The sequence below is a fragment of the Vibrio sp. A2-1 genome (assembly GCF_021728355.1).
GTDB classification, from domain to species: domain Bacteria; phylum Pseudomonadota; class Gammaproteobacteria; order Enterobacterales; family Vibrionaceae; genus Vibrio; species Vibrio splendidus_K.
Genome location: NZ_JAKKCO010000001.1, coordinates 1,065,944 through 1,084,062, shown reverse-complemented (window position 1 = coordinate 1,084,062; position 18,119 = coordinate 1,065,944). Strand labels below are relative to the sequence as shown.

The 18,119-nt window shown below is 45.5% G+C and carries 14 protein-coding genes; 7 read left to right on the top strand and 7 right to left on the bottom strand.

The genetic code is table 11. The features are described from left to right. Positions 1-179: 179 nt before the first annotated feature. A complete protein-coding gene (locus tag L3V33_RS04565) occupies positions 180-2,618 on the top strand; it encodes a M9 family metallopeptidase (protein ID WP_237289363.1) in 2,439 nt (812 codons plus the stop codon). Between the two features lie 222 nt (positions 2,619-2,840). Beyond that, positions 2,841-3,233, top strand: a complete 393-nt coding sequence (locus tag L3V33_RS04560; protein WP_065206969.1) for a cystatin domain-containing protein — start codon at positions 2,841-2,843, stop codon at positions 3,231-3,233. A 118-nt stretch (positions 3,234-3,351) separates the two neighbouring features. Here L3V33_RS04560 and L3V33_RS04555 read toward each other — a convergent pair whose 3' ends face one another. Together L3V33_RS04555 and L3V33_RS04550 are read right to left on the bottom strand one after the other, a co-directional pair. Then, on the bottom strand, positions 3,352-3,930 hold the full coding sequence (locus tag L3V33_RS04555) for a hypothetical protein (RefSeq protein WP_237289362.1): 579 nt from the start codon (positions 3,928-3,930) through the stop codon (positions 3,352-3,354). A 252-nt stretch (positions 3,931-4,182) separates the two neighbouring features. Next, a complete protein-coding gene (locus L3V33_RS04550; RefSeq protein ID WP_237289360.1) occupies positions 4,183-5,781 on the bottom strand; it encodes an isocitrate lyase in 1,599 nt (532 codons plus the stop codon). A gap of 141 nt (positions 5,782-5,922) precedes the next feature. Between L3V33_RS04550 and L3V33_RS04545 the strand changes: the two genes are divergently transcribed. From L3V33_RS04545 to L3V33_RS04530, 4 genes are all read left to right on the top strand, one after another. Then, complete coding sequence (locus L3V33_RS04545) at positions 5,923-6,876, top strand: LysR family transcriptional regulator (RefSeq protein ID WP_017077357.1); 954 nt, start codon at positions 5,923-5,925, stop codon at positions 6,874-6,876. Between the two features lie 174 nt (positions 6,877-7,050). After that, the gene (locus L3V33_RS04540) at positions 7,051-9,237 is read left to right on the top strand and encodes a malate synthase G (RefSeq protein WP_237289351.1); all 2,187 of its coding nucleotides are present in this window, start codon (positions 7,051-7,053) and stop codon (positions 9,235-9,237) included. A gap of 190 nt (positions 9,238-9,427) precedes the next feature. After that, entirely contained in the window at positions 9,428-10,789 is a 1,362-nt protein-coding gene (locus L3V33_RS04535) for a Na+/H+ antiporter NhaC family protein (protein ID WP_237289350.1), read from the top strand. Between the two features lie 153 nt (positions 10,790-10,942). Then, on the top strand, positions 10,943-12,001 hold the full coding sequence (locus L3V33_RS04530) for a helix-turn-helix domain-containing protein (RefSeq protein ID WP_237290169.1): 1,059 nt from the start codon (positions 10,943-10,945) through the stop codon (positions 11,999-12,001). 18 nt (positions 12,002-12,019) lie between these two features. Here L3V33_RS04530 and L3V33_RS04525 read toward each other — a convergent pair whose 3' ends face one another. The 4 genes from L3V33_RS04525 to L3V33_RS04510 all read right to left on the bottom strand — a co-directional run bounded on the left by L3V33_RS04525 (position 12,020) and on the right by L3V33_RS04510 (position 16,888). Continuing rightward, entirely contained in the window at positions 12,020-13,045 is a 1,026-nt protein-coding gene (locus L3V33_RS04525; RefSeq protein ID WP_237289348.1) for a dienelactone hydrolase family protein, read from the bottom strand. Positions 13,046-13,169: 124 nt separating this feature from the next. After that, entirely contained in the window at positions 13,170-14,330 is a 1,161-nt protein-coding gene (locus tag L3V33_RS04520; RefSeq protein WP_237290168.1) for a multidrug effflux MFS transporter, read from the bottom strand. Between the two features lie 309 nt (positions 14,331-14,639). Beyond that, a complete protein-coding gene (locus tag L3V33_RS04515; RefSeq protein ID WP_171308027.1) occupies positions 14,640-15,020 on the bottom strand; it encodes a hypothetical protein in 381 nt (126 codons plus the stop codon). Between the two features lie 155 nt (positions 15,021-15,175). Continuing rightward, on the bottom strand, positions 15,176-16,888 hold the full coding sequence (locus L3V33_RS04510; protein ID WP_237289346.1) for an RluA family pseudouridine synthase: 1,713 nt from the start codon (positions 16,886-16,888) through the stop codon (positions 15,176-15,178). A 314-nt stretch (positions 16,889-17,202) separates the two neighbouring features. On the opposite strand from L3V33_RS04510, the gene L3V33_RS04505 reads away from it, so the two are divergent. Beyond that, on the top strand, positions 17,203-17,655 hold the full coding sequence (locus L3V33_RS04505; protein WP_065105316.1) for an NUDIX domain-containing protein: 453 nt from the start codon (positions 17,203-17,205) through the stop codon (positions 17,653-17,655). A 17-nt stretch (positions 17,656-17,672) separates the two neighbouring features. Here the strand turns inward: L3V33_RS04505 and L3V33_RS04500 are convergent, their stop codons facing one another. Beyond that, the gene (locus tag L3V33_RS04500; protein ID WP_171310852.1) at positions 17,673-18,110 is read right to left on the bottom strand and encodes a bifunctional diaminohydroxyphosphoribosylaminopyrimidine deaminase/5-amino-6-(5-phosphoribosylamino)uracil reductase RibD; all 438 of its coding nucleotides are present in this window, start codon (positions 18,108-18,110) and stop codon (positions 17,673-17,675) included. Positions 18,111-18,119 lie beyond the last annotated feature (9 nt).

The following is an 18,119-nucleotide window of genomic DNA, read 5'->3' as shown; positions in this document are numbered from 1 at the left end:
ATTCGATAGTGTTTTGAGCTTATGAGTTCTTGTCGAGCATAAACCTTTGAATTTATAAAATAACGCAAAATATCTATTTTTTGAACCAACCTCATAAATCATAAGCAACTGAATTCACCTTGTTAATCGTAAGGAATATAACGGCGACCCAAAATATATAATTAACTAATGAGTGTTGTATGTCTCATCCCCGTTTATTCCCACGTCATCGTTTGGCGATCGCTTGTGTGCTTGCCAGTGTTTCCAGTTTCTCTTTTGCCGAAAATCAATGTGATGTTTCTGATCTTCAGTTAGCCTCTGATCTCGCTCTTTCTGTCTCTACGGCGGACTACAGTTGCTATGGTTCTTGGTTCTCTGCATCTGAAAATGCATTAAACAATATTTACAGTGAAGCGAGCTTAAGCCGCATTCAAGCCACGCTGAACCTAGAAATTGCGGGTTATCGAGGTGAAGAAGAACAAGCTCGTAAACTCGAAAACCTTGGCGAGTTTGTTCGCGCCGCTTATTACGTTCGCTATAACGCGCAAGCGGAAGATTTTTCTGATGTGCTGAGCCAACGTTTTGCACAGTCGACCAACTTGTTCCTCGCTAACCCTAATGCTTTAGATCAAGGTCGTGAGCAGGTGGGTGCATTGAAAAGCCTGACGCTAATGGTCGATAACGTTAAACAATTGCCACTGACTATGGATGCGCAACTTGCGGCACTTCGCCACTTTAACCGAGAGACCGCGCAAGACTCACAATGGGTCGACGGGCTAAACAATCTGTTTCGAGCAATGGCTGGTCACGCGGCTAGAGATGATTTTTACGATTATATGGCGAGTCATACTCAGCATATCGATACACTTGCAGCGTTCGCTCGTGATAACTCATGGGCACTGGATACTGATGCCGGCTTTCTTGTTTATAACGCAGTCCGTGAAACAGGTCGCTTACTTGCAAGCCCAAACAAAGAAACTAAAGACAAAGCGTTGCGAGTTATGCAGCAAGTGATGGCACAAAACCCGCTTGGCAGTGAGCACGACAAACTTTGGTTAGCAGCGGTTGAGATGATGGGGTATTACGCTCCTGAAGGTTTAAACGGATTGGATCTTGAGCAAGCCAAACGTGATCTAGCCATGCGTGTTCTTCCTAATCGTCATGAATGCCAAGGGCCTGCCATTATCCGCTCACAAGATTTAACGCAAGCACAAGCGATGGAAGCTTGTAATGTGTTGGCCGTTAAAGAGGCCGATTTCCACCAGGTCGCGAATACGGGTCAACAACCTGTCGCCGACGATAACAACAACCGAGTTGAAGTGGCGGTGTTTGGCAGCAAAGGCAGTTATATCGATTACTCGTCGTTCCTGTTTGGTAATACCACAGACAACGGCGGTCAGTACTTAGAGGGTAACCCTGCAGAGGTGAGGAACGTGGCGCGTTTCGTTGCTTACCGTTACGCCAATGGCGATGACCTCTCTATTCTTAATCTTGAACATGAATACACTCATTACCTCGATGCGCGCTTTAACCAATACGGCTCCTTTAGCGACAACTTGGCACACGGTTATGTGGTGTGGTGGTTAGAAGGTTTTGCCGAATTCATGCATTACAAGCAAGGCTACGATGCTGCGGTAAGCTTGATTAACAGCGGGAAGATGAGCCTATCGGATGTGCTTGCGACCACCTACTCTCATGATTCCAACCGTATCTATCGCTGGGGCTACTTGGCGGTGCGCTTTATGATGGAAGAACATCCTCAAGAGGTGCAGAGCTTATTGACACTGTCTCGTACTGGTCAGTTTGCCGAATGGGCGCAGCAAGTGAAAGTCCTTGGGCAACAATACAATGGTGAGTTTGAGCGTTGGTTAGAATCTGTCTCAACCGAGCCTGAGATACCAAACCCGGATCCGAACCCAGGAGAGCCAACTGATCAAGTCACTGTACTTGTCTCAAACCAAGATGTGCTGTTAACCGGCACGGCTTATAGCGAACAGCTTTTCTACATTGATGTACCAGAGAACACCACGCATTTTGAGGTTTCGATTGAAGGTAATGCTCTGGGCCAAAGCCAAGGTGATGCTGACCTCTATATGAGTTACAGCAAAGAGGCGCATTATTACGACTTCGAGTTTAGCCAATACGGCAACGGCAGCAATGAGCATGTGACGTTTGAACCAGAGGCATCAGGTTATATCAAACCGGGACGCTACTACATGAGTATTGCGGGGCGTACCGATTTCAATGATGTGACACTGTTGGCTTCGTTAGAAACAGAAACGCCAACACAACCAACACAAGAACAAGATGATTTAACGCCTGTAGTATTGGAATCCGGTCAGGCCCAAGTATTGACTGTGCACCAACGACGTTATGCAGCAGTCTATGTACCACAGGGCGTACATGAGGTTCGAGTGTGGTTGAACGATAAGAATACAGAGCAACCAAATCGAGGCAACGTCGATCTGTTCGCCAGTCACTCATATTGGCCAACGGCAGGACAACATGACTATGCGTCTGATTACCGTGGTAGCAATGAGTACCTACAAATCCCTGTAACAGAAGAAGGCTATGTGCACTTCTTACTCAGTGCAGAACAGCAAGGGGATGATGTCGAAATGTTGGTGTACTTTCATTAAGACACTAACCTCAATGGCTTTTTATCATCAATGATATTTAAGCCATTGAGATAAAAAGCTGAGCATGAGTGCTCGGCTTTGTTTTTCTGACAGTGTTCTGTGTTTAGGGGATCGTTACAGCATAATTTCTGATGAAGTGATGACATTCGAGGTTTAAGCTTGTCTGCATATGAAACATCATTGTGGGTAACGCCTCGTGAATGACAGAGGTAGAGAGAATTTATGAAGAAAGTACGATTAACATCATTACTTGGAGTAGCAACCTTGTTTAGTGTCGCTGTGTTAGCAGGATGCAGTCAGCAATCTGAGGTTCCAGCTCGATCACAAGAGAATGCGAATCCGATTTGTAGCACTAAAAATCTGACGGGTGGTTGGTCGCAAAGTGATATCACACCACAAGCTAAGCAAGCGTTAGACGTCGTTCTTGGCCAAATGGACACCTCTGCTAAGCTCAAACAGATCTTGAGTGTTCGAACTCAGGTCGTCGCCGGTTTGAACTATGCTATCGAGTTTGAAATGGATAATGGTGAGGTGTGGAATACCGTCGTTTATCGTTCGCTACAAGGTGATATCGAAATGATGCAAGCTGCGCAGCAAGGCCGTCTGTGTCTATAGTATAGATATTTTCAATACCTATATTTTTAGGTAACTTATGTTTGTATACAGAAAGTAGAAATGGCTCCGTATTGGGAGCCATTTTTAATTCTAATTAAGGTCGGTTGATTGAACGGTATTAGCTGGTCAGTTCAGGTTCCAATAACTCTTGAACACAAGCTCGGCTGATGTTTTCATCAATGTAGGCCATCCCAAGTTTATTCAGATAGTCCATGCGATCGGCAGTGCGAAGCTCGATGTCGGGGCCTGCAATGTTGTTCTCTTGATAGATCTCGGTGAGGTGAGACATGAATTGCTCGCCAACACTCATCATCAACAGGCTCATTGCGCCTACATCCGGTCTGACTTTTGCTTGTTGTTTGTCAGATAGATTGACGGCTAACACGATAGGTTGCTCTTCACCCTCAAAACGAGTGCTGCGCTCGCGAATGGTTTGCTGAGCCCAGTAATACGCCAGTTCTTTACTCTGAGTTAAAAAGACGGGTTCAACGGATTCTGTGTAGTTGTTGCCAATGGTCGCCATGGTTTTTGAAGCCGCTTCGTTGAGCGCTTTGTCTCCAGAGCGCTTTAGCCCTTGACCTTGAATAGACGCAAGTAAAGCTGAAGATGTGCCGTGATACCAAGTATCACCCGTTGCGAAACCATTTTCTGATAACAGTGTTTTTGCATCTTGTAAGTGTGTCGGTATTGAAGTCATAGGCACTCTCAATCAAAAGGAATATCAACGAATAGGAATCTGAGCAAATATGTACACAGTTAGCTTAAACAGAAGTTGTTCGGTTAACCGTGGTGTGGAACACAAATCTGAGGCTTTGAGATAAAGCTGGCAGTAGTAGCTTTATCTCAAAGCCTTCCCCCGGATCTTACCTAAGTAAGAGAGAAGGGCGGGGGAGGCTTTAGTCTTAGCGATTAATCAAAAGTGTTAGCGACTAATCAAAAGTGCTAGCGATTAATCAAATTGATTCGATGTATTCGCTTCACCTGCTGCTTTTAGTGCATTCTCACCAGCAAAGTACTCTTTGTGGTCATCACCCATGTCTGAACCAGACATGTTTTGGTGTTTAACACATGCAATGCCTTGGCGGATTTCTTTACGTTGAACATTCGCCACGTAACCCAACATGCCTTGGTCACCGAAGTACTCTTTCGCAAGGTTGTCAGTAGACAGCGCTGCAGTGTGGTATGTAGGTAGTGTAATCAAGTGGTGGAAAATACCCGCTTCACGTGATGCATCGGCTTGGAATGTACGAATCTTCTCGTCAGCGCTTGCAGACAGTTCCGTTTCATCGTATTCCGCACTCATTAGGCTTGCACGGTCGTAAGCTGATACATCTTTACCTGCTGCTGCCAGTGCATCGTATGCTTGCTGACGGAAGTTTAGCGTCCAGTTGAATGATGGAGAGTTGTTGTATACCAGCTTAGCGTTAGGGTGAACTTCACGTACGCCGTCCATCATCTCTTTGATTTGACCGATGTGTGGTTTCTCAGTCTCAATCCAAAGAAGGTCAGCACCCGCGTTGATTGCTTCAATACAGTCGAATACGCAGCGGTCTTCACCTGTACCTTCGCGGAATTGGTATAAGCCTGAAGGCAGACGCTTAGGACGAACTAGCTTGCCGTCGCGGTTGAAGCAAACATCACCTTCAGCCATATCTGCAACATCGATCTCTTCAACATCTAGGTATGAGTTGTAGATGTCACCTTGGTCGCCAGGTTCTTTCACTACTGCGATTTCTTTTGTTAGACCAGCACCTTGTGAATCGGTACGAGCAACAATAACGCCGTTGTCGATGCCTAGTTCAAGGAAAGCGTAACGAAGTGCGCGAAGTTTTGCGTGGAAGTCAGCATGCGGAACCGTTACTTTGCCGTCTTGGTGACCACATTGCTTCTCATCGGCTACTTGGTTTTCGATTTGTAGACAACATGCACCCGCTTCAATCATCTGCTTAGCCATTAGGTAAGTCGCTTCTGCGTTACCGAAACCTGCATCGATATCGGCAATGATTGGCACTACGTGTGTTACGTGGTTGTCGATTTTGTCTTGGATTTGGTCTTGTAGATTCACATCGCCAGCTTCACGTGCCGCATCTAGTTGACGGAATAAGCCACCTAGTTCACGAGCATCTGCTTGGCGTAGGAAGGTGTATAGCTCTTCTACTAGGCCAGCAACTGACGTTTTCTCATGCATAGATTGGTCTGGAAGTGGACCGAAGTCAGAGCGAAGTGCCGCGACCATCCAACCTGAAAGGTATAGGTAACGACGGTCTGTCTTGCCATCAAAGTGCTTTTTAATCGAAATCAGCTTTTGTTGGCCGATGAAACCATGCCAGCAACCCAGAGACTGAGTGTATTGAGAGCTGTCTTCGTCGTAAGCCGCCATGTCTGCACGCATAATATCTGCCGTGTATTGCGCAATATCCAGACCTGTTTTGAATTTGTTTTGAGCTCGCATACGGGCTGCAGATTCAGGGTTAATTGCATCCCATGGAGCACCAGCAGCGCTTTTTGCAACTTCAATCTTTTCGATATCTTGTGTAATTTGCGACATAACTATTCCTTAGTTTCACGTGGACATGTTGGCCAATTTGGCGAGGTCATTTGATTTGGATTAAATCTAACCATGGACAAAGAATAACCATGTATGTGATAATTTTGTTAATTTATAGTTATTATATTCGGTATTTTTCTTATGAATATTGCTCGTGTTGACCTTAATTTACTTGTGTATTTAGACATGTTGCTCCGTGAAAGAAACGTAACGCGTGCAGCAAATCAACTGGGTATTACTCAGCCAGCCATGAGTAATGGCCTACGCCGATTGCGTGATCTGTTTGAAGATCCGCTACTGGTGAGAACAAGTGAAGGGATGATACCGACCGAACGAGCACATAAGTTGCAGCCACTGATTCGAAACATCTTGGTTAATGTAGAGAAGACACTGCAGCCGACCACGGAATTTAATGCAGAAGACAGTGAACGGGTGTTTCGTATCATGGCGAGTGATTATGCTGAGTCGACCATTATTCAACCTCTTCTGAAAAGGTTAAGCGAGATCGCGCCGAAAATACGACTGGATATCATGACGCCAAGTGACGTGAGTTATCAGGATGTAGAGCAAGGCACTGTTGATATTATCATCAACCGTTTTGACGATATTCCACAGTCGTTCCACCAGATGAGCCTTTGGCACGACGGGTTTTCTTGTCTATTTAGTTGTGACAACCCAATAGCCGACAACTTCGATATTTTGTCTTATCTAAAGGCGCAACATATCTGGGTAAGCAAGACAGGTATGGGAACCGGAGTTGGGATCAACCCAAGCGAAGCACAAAAGCTGGGTTGGATAGATGAAGCACTAATGCGTATTGGTAAAACACGCAATATTACGGTGTTTACTCGACACTACTTGTCGGCGATTTTGTTCGCTCAACAGAAAAATTTGATTCTTACCATTCCAACCAAAGCTGCACAATTGCAGCGTAATAATCCTAGGTTGTTGATCAAACCTGCGCCATTTGCGATTGAACCTTTTGAGGTGAAGATGGCATGGAGTCCATTGTTGCAAACCAATCCAGACCACCAGTGGATGCGTCGCTTGATTAAAAGTGTCGCTAATGAAATCGAGAGTGGCGTGACGGAATAACACAGTTTGTAGGGTATTTTTTTTGTGAATATCCAGTATAACTGGCATAAATTAGCTAAATTTATGTCCGTTGCGTAAGTTTAATCTAGTAACGTAAATTTGAGCTAGTAACGTGAATTTAAGCCAGTTACGTAGATTTAATGAGTAGTCATCAGTTAGTTTGAGAGAGATTTTATGAGCAGTCGTATTCAACAGGGAAGCTTGAACATTGATAGCACCCTCTACCAATTAATTAATGAGCAGGTCATTCCTGGAACAGGCATTGTTGCTGAAGACTTTTGGCAATCATTTGCAACAATCCTTGAAGACTTGGCTCCCAAGAATCGCGCACTGCTTATCAAGCGTGAAGATCTTCAACATCAAATTGACGTTTGGCACCAAGAGCGTGCGGGACAAACGCTAGATGCGGCAGAGTACAAACAATTCTTACAGCAGATTGGCTACTTAGTCCCTGAGGGCGAAGACTTTCAAGTAACCACCGCAAGCGTTGAACCTGAAATTGCAACACAAGCGGGCCCGCAACTCGTTGTGCCTATTATGAATGCACGTTTTGCACTTAACGCGGCTAATGCGCGTTGGGGCAGTTTATATGATGCGCTCTACGGCACCGATGTGATCAGCGAAAATGATGGTGCAGAAAAAGGGGGCAGCTTTAACCCTGTACGTGGCGCTAAAGTAGTGAGCTACGCTCGAGGTTTCCTTGATGACGCAGCGCCTCTCAACGGTGTCTCCCATAAAGACGTAACCAAATACAGCATCAGTAACGTCAGCATTGGCAATACATTGACAGCGACCTTAGATAACGGCGAAGAAGTCACTCTAATTGATCGCAACCAGTTCATTGGTTACCAAGGTGATGCAAGTGCACCTTCAAGTATTCTGCTTAAGCACAACAACCTACATATTGAAATTCAAATTGACCCGAGCGCGCCAATTGGCAGCGTTGATGTAGCTGGTATTAAAGATGTGCTGGTGGAATCGGCTCTCACCACCATTATGGATTGCGAAGACTCGGTAGCTGCCGTTGATGGTGAAGACAAAGCATTGGCTTACCGTAACTGGTTAGGCTTAATGAAAGGTGACTTACAAGAGTCGCTAGAGAAAAATGGCAAAACCATTGTTCGTAACCTCAACCCAGATCGTCAATACACCAGTGTGACGGGGGGCGAGATCTCGCTTAAAGGTCGCAGCATGTTGTTCATACGCAATGTGGGTCATTTGATGACCAACCCTGCCATTATTGATGCTGACGGTAACGAAGTCCCTGAAGGCATTATGGATGGCATGGTCACCTCTCTAATCGCAATGCACGATTTAAAAGGCAACAGTGCTTACCAAAACTCGACCGCGAACAGCATCAACATCGTGAAACCTAAGATGCATGGACCAGAAGAAGTCGCGTTCACCAATGAGCTGTTTGGCCGTATTGAAGATGCATTAGGGCTAGACCGATTCACGATTAAAGTCGGTATCATGGACGAAGAGCGTCGTACTTCAGTTAACCTCAAAGAATGTATTCGCGCCGCCAAAGACCGTGTTGTATTTATCAATACCGGTTTCTTAGACCGAACCGGTGATGAAATTCATACCAGTATGGAAGCTGGCCCGTTTGCGCCTAAAACACAGCTGAAAACCATGACTTGGATTGGTGCATACGAAGATCAGAACGTTGATCTTGGCTTAGCTTGTGGCCTGCAAGGTAAAGCCCAGATTGGTAAAGGTATGTGGCCAGAGCCAGACAATATGGCGAAGATGATGGACGCGAAAATCGGACATCCACAAGCGGGCGCAAATACTGCTTGGGTTCCTTCTCCAACTGCCGCGACTCTGCATGCCTTGCACTATCACAAGGTGAGTGTACCAAGCCGCCAGAAAGAGCTTCGTGAGCGTGTGAGAGCAAATGTTGACGATATTCTTACTATCCCATTGCTAGGTAATCAAAAGCTGACCGCTCAAGATATCCAAAACGAATTGGACAACAATACGCAAGGTATTCTTGGTTATGTAGTGCGTTGGATTGACCAAGGCGTCGGGTGTTCTAAGGTGCCAGATATTAACGATGTAGGTTTGATGGAAGACCGCGCTACGCTGCGTATTTCGAGCCAACACATTGCGAACTGGTTACGTCATGGAATTTGTAATGAAGCCCAAGTAATGAAAACCATGAAGCGCATGGCCGCAGTGGTTGATGAGCAAAATGCTAGCGACCCGAGCTACCGCAATATGGCACCTGACTTTGAAAACAGCATCGCATTTTCAGCAGCGTGTCAGTTGGTATTCGAAGGCTGCGCTCAACCTAGTGGTTACACCGAGCCAGTGCTGCATGCTATGCGTCTGAAGCTGAAAGGAACTGCACAATAAATAATAAAAAAAGAAATACCCCTATTTGAACCGAGCCCAAGGTGCCGCGCTAATTTAGCGCGGCTTTTTTTATGTTCAATGGCGTGCTTATTACTTTGCATTAATTTGGGTGTTTAGACGTCTAGACGTTGACAAGCCTTAAGTGTGACATTAGTCTGCTCATCTTCCTGTTCTATTGTGTTGTCGTTCCATGTCCAATTCAAAAAATTCTAATGCGGTAATTGCCCCTTCGGCAGTTGCGCTTATCCCTCTGATCGTGTTCCTAGCGCTGTTTATTGGCGTAGGTACGTACTTGTCACTGCAAGGCGTCGATTTTGCTTTCTATCAGCTTCCAGCTCCGATTGCAGCTTTACCTGCGGTGATGCTAGCGTTGTTGCTAAGCAAAGATAAATTGAACCGTGCTATCGAACAGTTCTTAGGTGGAGTCGGTCACAAAGACATTGTCGCAATGTGTATGATCTACTTATTGGCGGGTGCTTTTGCGGCTGTGGCTAAAGCGTCTGGTGGCGTTGACGCGACCGTAAACCTAGGGTTATCGGCGATTCCAACAAGCATGATCCTACCGGGTATCTTCCTAATTTCAGCTTTCATCGCGACAGCAATGGGCACCTCAATGGGTACTATCGCTGCGGTTGCCCCTGTGGCACTAGGCATTGCAGATTCAGCAGGCATGAGCATTCCACTGACGGCTGGTGTTGTTTTAAGTGGCGCGATGTTTGGTGACAACCTTTCTATCATCTCTGATACCACGATTGCCGCGACACGCTCGCAAGGCTGTGAGATGAGAGACAAGTTTAAAGAGAACATCCGCATTGCACTGCCTGCTGCTCTTATCGCGATTGTTATCTTTGCTTTCAACAGCACGGCAACTCAAGTGCCTGAAACGGGCCCAATCGAGTGGCTGAAAGTCCTTCCGTACATCACTATTTTGATTCTTGCTGTATCGGGTATGAATGTATTCGTTGTGCTGACGATTGGTATCTTGCTGGCGGGTGGCGTAAGCCTAGGTTCTGTTGAGAACTACGGTATGACGGATTACGCTCAAGACATCTACGCAGGCTTCGGCAACATGCAGGAGATTTTCTTATTGTCGATGCTGATTGGCGGTTTGAGTGAGCTCATGCGTCGTCAAGGTGGATTGGCGTTCCTGACTAGCTTAGTAAGTGGTGTGATTCGTGCGTTTGGCTCTTCACACTCTAAGCAAGCGAATGGCCGTGCGAGTGAGTTGGGTATTGCGGGCTTGGTATCTATGGTGAACCTATGTACTGCAAACAACACGGTAGCGATTATTGTGTCTGGTAGTGTGGCTCGCCAATTAGCTGAAGAAAATAACGTTTCTCCACGTCGCTCTGCCAGCTTATTGGATATCTTCTCTTGTGTGATTCAAGGCGTATTGCCTTACGGTGCACAGGTATTGCTATTAGGTTCGGTATTTAACTTATCGCCTTTGGATATAGTGGCTAATTCTTACTACTGTTTCGCGCTTGCAGTCGTTGCTGTGGTAGCTGTGTTTATCAAACACCCAGCGCGTCAAGTGGCTAACGCTGAGTAGTAATTGACCAAACTCAGTCGTAACTGGCTTTGATAAGAAGGCTCCTTAATAGGAGCCTTTATTACATCTGATGAATGGATTACCATGAATTCAAGTTGTCATCGATATCTATTGAATTATCGAGGCTATGTACTCAGTTATTTAAATGGAATTTTGATGCTCGCCATTCCCCTACCATTTATTGCAGCTCTGCTGTTATGCGTCACGGCTGTTTTACTTAGATATCGTTACCCACAGACAAGCCAAAAACCGTTTTGGTTTATTATGTTGTGTGCGTTGATGATTACTGTCGTTGGGCTACGTTGGACGTTTGATATTGCACTGTTCCGTTTCTTACAACCGGTTCTAGGGGCAAGTGTACCGGTGGCTGCATGGCTCTGCTTTGCGGGAGCTCATCGAAGTAAACCTATGTCTCTTTTGCATTGCTTAGGCCCAGTCGTTGTTCTGGTTGGCTCCTTTTCTTATTCGTATATTTGGGATGGAACGATTGATCTATTGTTGATCTCGCTATATCTCAGCTATGGCTGCTTGTTGTTGAAATCATCGTTTAACTTCCCAGAGCACGTCAGGCTGAGTGATGTATCGAATGTTTTGTATGCTGAGCGTACAGCAGGTATAGCCTTACTGTTTTCGGCTCTAGTGGATAGCATTATCTCGTATGATATTTTGCTGCTTAACGCACAACACACCGACTTAATTCTGTCTATTGGTTACCTAGTTCTTATTCCCGCAATTGTTGGGGCTGTAGTCGTTGTGAGTACTAGCACGGCACCAATTCAGGAACAAAACCAACAGCAGAGTGAATTGATAACGGCAAACCATTTACCTGAAGCAATTGATGTATCGTCGACAAGCTTAGAAGTAGATGAAGAAGTCACGCAGATCGTCGCTAAGTTTGATGCGTTAATGAAGGATCATCAGGTGTTCAAAGATCCGGATTTATCCCTCAATCGATTGGCGAAAAAGCTAGGTATCCCAGCACGGAAAGTATCGTCTTCGGTTAATCAAATCCACCACGAGAACCTTTCGAAGGTGATCAACACCTATCGAATAGAACATGCCAAGACTCTATTGAAGCACAGCGATAAAACGATCACAGACATCTTTCTCAGTTCTGGCTTTCAAACTAAATCTAATTTCAATCGAGAGTTTTCGAGAATAACGGGGCAAACTCCGAGTGAGTATCGGAGCTTGCCAAAAACATCAGCTTGAGACAGTTTGAGCGCGTGTTTACTGTTCTAGAAAGCTAACGATGTCAGATAACACCTGTTGATGAAGTTTGTTGCGTGTGGTCTCTACGCCATTTTTACAGATGATGCCATCGCCCGGAACTTCCTCTTCAAGCATCGCTTCTGCTCCCGGTTTGCATTGTTGAATGAAACTGAAGTGAGTGGCGTTTTCGTAGACCTTGTATCGTCTTGAATTCAGAGGCATGTGCTCTGCAATGTAGCCAGACTCCAAGGCTTGAGGTAAGTCCCCAATATCAATACCAGCGGCCAATATTAGGGTTGGTACATTGATGTCATTTAGGCTGCGTACTGAAAAACTCCGCGCAAGCCCTAAATCAAGACTTACAACGCGCTGTATTCTAGGATCTGAAAGGTCTTTATTGTTTGGCTCTGTAGCTTGACTTTTTGACAGCCCTAACTCCGCAGAAAGCCCACAGGTACGCGGGTTAGGGTATTTTAGGCACTCAACCTCTAAAGCTGCTCTATCGATTTTCGCCCCCGCTAATTGCATCACTGTCCAACCTCCCAATGAATGCCCGATTGCCGAAATGTGGTCAGTATTAATGGCGTGTTTCCACTGAGCTTCGGTTAGTAGGTGATTAAGGATTCGTGTGATATCGCGAGGCCTTTCCCACCATTTGGCCGCCTGCTGAGGCGATTGGTTATAAGTCGTGGTTCCCGGATGATTAGCAGCAGCGACGATGTATCCGCGATGGGCAAGCTCTGTCGCTAACCAATTTTGATTGCGCCAGTTTCCTCTATAGCCATGCGACAACAGTACTACGGGAAATTTTCCTTGTTGGAGTTTGGCTCCTTTTATGACCTTGGTACCGATAAATGCTGGATTGTCCCCAATAAGAACAGTGTCTGAATCGTCTAAAGTTGGATACCAAATTGCGGTGTTGAGTGGGCGTTCTAGATTATTAGAGGTATTGGGTAAGGTGATTTGGGTGAATCCAACACTAGAAGCGAGGGCCGAAGTGCAAATAGAAAGTAGGGATGTGAACAGTAAATGTATCCATTTCATGGTTTAACTCCAATTGAGGTCATTGGAGCTAATATGCGTTAAAGCTTGGTATAACGAGACCTCAAACACGATCGAGGACGCCCTAAATCGTGTTTGAGTACAAACTTAGTTATTTTGGATGCGCCTAATTCAGCTTATTAGTCACGAACTCTTTGTTTCTGACCATTAGCCACATCAGGCCGCCTAACGTACCGACGGATAATTGAATAAAGCCTAGGTTTTCAATCAGTGAATCTGGGCGGATTGAAACCAACACCATGCCAAGCGAACCACAAATCATGCTGAAGAACTGTATCAGTGCGACGGCAGAGCCCGTGTCATGATCTTGTTGATTCAACATCAAGTTGGTACCCGGTACTCGCATGATGATCGCCATTAATGTCGCTGGTGCAGCGATGAACATGAAGAACCAAGGGGACAGGTCGCCAATGGTTAGAGTGAAGATTCCCGCAAGCGCTAATAAAGCAAAACATCCTGAGATGACCTTTTGAACCGGCATTCGGTAGGACAACTTCATGTAAATTGTTGGACCAAATGAGGCGCACAATGCATTGAATGCGAACGCGTAACTAAACTGTTGTTCGGTCAATCCAAAGTGATCGATGTAGATATAAGAACCCGCCGCAAGAAAGCCCATCAACGCCATCGGTATGATAGAGAAAATGACCAGCAGCTTGACGAACGAGCGGTTTTTCATGACCACGCCCATTCTTCCCCATGAGCGGAATATGGAACCTTGGTATTTGTTTTCGAGTGTTTCTTGGTAGCAGCAAGCTAATACTGACGCAAATGCACCAAAAATGGCGAGCGTAACAAACATCATTCGCCAAGAAGCAATTTTCAGTAAAAAGGCTCCAAACACAGGCGCAACCATTGGTGCGATGATCACCAGTGACATGATAGTCGCCATGATCTTTTCACGTTCTCGGCCGTCATAAAGATCTTTTACAATGGCAGTCGCGATAACGGTGATGGCACTGCCCACAAAGGCTTGGAATACACGAGCACCAATCAACTGTTCGATGCTATTGGTCATCGCGCACAATATGCTAGCGACCATATAGCCCGCTAATCCAATCAATAGGATCGGCTTACGACCAAATTTTTCGCTGAGCGGCCCCCAGAACAAAAGACCGATGGCGTAAGTAACGAAGTAGCTGCTCAGGGTTAGGTTGACCATGGATCGATCAGTATTAAACACCTCGACCATCTGCGGAAGCGCAGGTAAGTAAAGGTCGATAGTCAATGGAGGGAAAGCACTTATTATGACGAGAAAAAATAGCATACCGGTCTTTCCCAGTACTGGTTGTGGTCTCTTCAAGGTGGCTCTCCGTTGTCCAAGGTCGGTTTCTAATTGATGTGATATTGATATACAGAAGGCTAGGCACGTCAGACAAGAAGGATAGAGTCGTTCAAGAATATGGTGAAAGTATCGATGAGCTTATCTCTATGAGTTCGAATCTACGAAGTCGGTCTGCGCACTGAATTGTATTACAAAACATTATTACTTTTATAGCTAACGAGTTCAATCAGTTAGTAGCAGGGTGGCTTGTGATCGCCAACGACACATTGTAATGATTATCGATTTGGCTTGTTATCTTTTCTTTGGGCGTTTTTCGACTAAACCGTTACGCTCTAAACCACGTCGAACGCTGCTGCAAAGCTTACCAAAGCGGCGCAGTTCCTCGAAGTTGGGGCCTTGGCCAATGGAAATACTGTGCTCCCAATACATTAACTCACTGTCGACCATCTCTAGTAGTTTCTTAGAGCAACCCGAGCAGTTTCCTTTTGGCCCACAGATAAACGTCTCCGATTCGTAAAGTGGGAGTTCGTTTTTAACTTCTTCAATTAAGCTTAGCATTGCCAAATTTAGATTAGGCTTTTTGGTTGCTAGTGGTTTCAAGCTTGGTGCTTGCGCAGTTATCAGAGAAGAAGTTCGTGTGTTGTGGGGCAAATTCAAAGCAGCTGATGACATATCAAAGGCCTCAAGGAGAGAAGAAGGTGGGCATGCTACTCTTCACAACAAAGTGAATCTTGATGTAGTGCAATAAGCGTGGAGATATACCCAAAAGAGGTAGGAGCCACAAGCGGTGTGACTCCTTTTTTAAAGCTCGGTACTAATGAGAGATTTTAGAATTCAGCGTCGAACTGGAACTCCATCCACTCTTTGGTGACTGGGTGGTGCAGTGCAAGTCTTTCTGCGTGTAGGTGCAGTCGGTCGGCTTTATTACCATATAGGCCATCACCCACGATAGGCATGTTAAGCCCTTCTTGGTGTGAACAGTGAACACGTAACTGGTGTGTACGGCCTGTTTTAGGGTGCAGGTAAACCTTAGTGGTTTGTTCGTTTCGCTCAATCACTTCCCATTTGGTTTCTGCAGGCTTGCCGTGTTCAAAGCAAACAATCTGACGAGGGCGGTCATACAAGTCACCACGCAATGGCAGTCGAATATAGCCTTCATCTTGGTCTAGAACACCTTCAATCATTGCGACATATCGCTTCTCAACTTCACGAGTAATGAACTGCTTCTGTAAGCTTTTGTTCGCACGTCGTGTTAAAGCAAATATCAGAATGCCAGAGGTCGCCATATCCAAACGGTGGATAACAAATGGCCCTTCAACATCTTGGTGCATTTCTTGAACGCGTGTGTAGGCCGAATCTTTAATGTTTTTACCCGGCACGGATAGAAAACCTGCTGGTTTGTGTACTACAACAATGTGTTCATCTTGGAACAGGATATCGAGGTCTTTTCCTTCTGCTGGGTTCTCTAGTAATGGGTTTGGATCCACCTCTAGGCCTTTCATCATATGGCCTAAAATCGGTACACACTTACTTTGGCAAGAGGCGTAGTATTTCTTGTGTTTACGGATCTCCGATTTCGGTGAACGACCCCACCAAAATTCAGCCAGTGCCAATGGTGTGTAACCGTTTAAATACGCGTATTGCAAAAGCTTGGGTGCGGCACACTCGCCAGAACCTGCTGGTGGTATTTTGTTTGGCGTGTCTTCAAAGATCTGGTTGAGATCCTCAATGTTACCTTCCGCATTTTGGAAAGCGTATTGTGAAAACAGTTTATGCTGAAGTTGATGAGAAAGGTGTGCTCTTTGCTCTTTGAGTTCAGCTAATTGATTAGTGAACACATCAACTTTGATTTGTAACTCGTTTAAGATCTGTTCCCAGTTGAGCTTGAGATATTTTTGCTGATTTTTGTCGGCAACACTGGCCTTGTTTAACTCGCTATTTAGCTGTTCGAAGGCTTGCTCATCAAGGTTTTCTTTACCTTGTTCACGCTGTTCTTTACGTGTTTTTCGGCCTTCTATAATTAATAAACGCTGAGCTTCAATCTCTTGTTCAGCTTGTGCTTTTTGTTGTGCCAGTTGCTCGCACAGTTCAAGGTAATCAGCGTTTGCTTGCAGCGCTTTAAATTTCGCATTCACAGCCATCATGTCGGCTGTGTCTTGATGGAAAAAGCTGTCGCTGCTCAACATGTCGAATACGGGTGGCACAAAGTGAGGCAGTAGGTTTTGGTCGGCGATTTTTCCAGAGAATGCAGAGAAGTAACCCAATTCACCTTCAGGGCTTTTCACCAGTAACACACCAAACATTTTGCCGCGACCAGCGTCAGAATCCAGTCCGAAGTCATGCTGCCAGTCGGTTTGAGTTTCTAGATATTGTTGAAGCTGATGAGAAGCGATTTCACACAGTGCGTGTGGTTCATAATAGAACGGGAAGGTGAAACGCTCAGGCAACGAATATGACTCGATCGGCTGTTGAAAGCGGGTGAAGCAATGCTCAGGTGTGTGGCCGTTATCTGAGTCGTGCGTTGAGTTTGATGAGTGCATAGTCGTCTTAATACTTATATCGTGGTGATAAATGGGTGTGAGTCTACTGTGTGAGAGTCTAAAAACTGATGCGCTAAAAACAAAAGTGAAGAAACACAGTACAAGACGGCGATTCTACTCTTTATCGAAATACGCCTCAAATAAGAATCGCTCAATGACTGGGTACAAAGGTTGTTATTAGATATACAAACCTCAAGAGTTACGCTTGATGTTTATAAATTGATGAGTGGCCTCTCGTTTTTAATCAAAGAAGACAACTTCACAAATGAAGGGTGGTAGCCTTGCCGCCCTCTTTTTCAATCTAAGGTAACGTTATGATTCCACTCAATACTTCGATTGTATCCGGTGTCGCTATTTCAGAGATCGACGGACAAATGAAAATGCTACTAATGAAGCGTGTGAAGGGCGAGTTTTGGTGCCATGTCGCAGGCTCGATTGAAGCAGGTGAAACAGGTTGGCAGGCTATCGTGCGCGAGTTTGAAGAAGAGACCCAAATTAAAGTGGAAGCCTTGTATAACGCGCAGTTTCTGGAGCAGTTTTACGAGGCTCACGTTAATGTGATTCAGCTAATCCCAGTGTTTGCGGTGCTATGCCCGCCCAACCAAACGATTGAACTGAATGACGAACATACAGAGTACCGCTGGTGCGATTTAGAGGAAGCGAAAGCACTTGCGCCGTTCCCCAACCAACATGCCGTCTACGATCATATTTGGTCGTATTTTGTCGATAAGCCAGTCAATCCGCTTTATCGAGTCAAATTGAGTTAGCGTTGGCTGTTTAAGAGCTAAGACTTACCAAGATACGGGGTTAGAAAAGCGCTCACTTGTGCTTGGCATAGCCCTACATCCACTTTCACGCCGTGCGATTCAAGTATCGCAACACCACGACCATTATTGCGAGGGTCTGGGTCTAGCATCGCCACGACTACGTGTTTTACACCTGCTTTAACCAATGTATTGGCACAAGCGGGTGTTCTGCCAACAAATGAACATGGCTCTAAAGTTACGTAAGCGGTAACCTCTTCCATTGTTCCGTCCGTTTTGCTGTCATAGCCATTCAGTGCTTCAACCTCGGCGTGGTTTCCACCGACTTTTTGTGTGTACCCAACAGACACCACCTTATCGTTCTTAACCAAAACACAGCCCACTGGTGGGTTTGGTTGGCAATCGGGTAGGGCTTGGCGCGAAGCTTCAAGAGCTTGCAGCATGTATTGTTGGTTCATGGTCGTTAC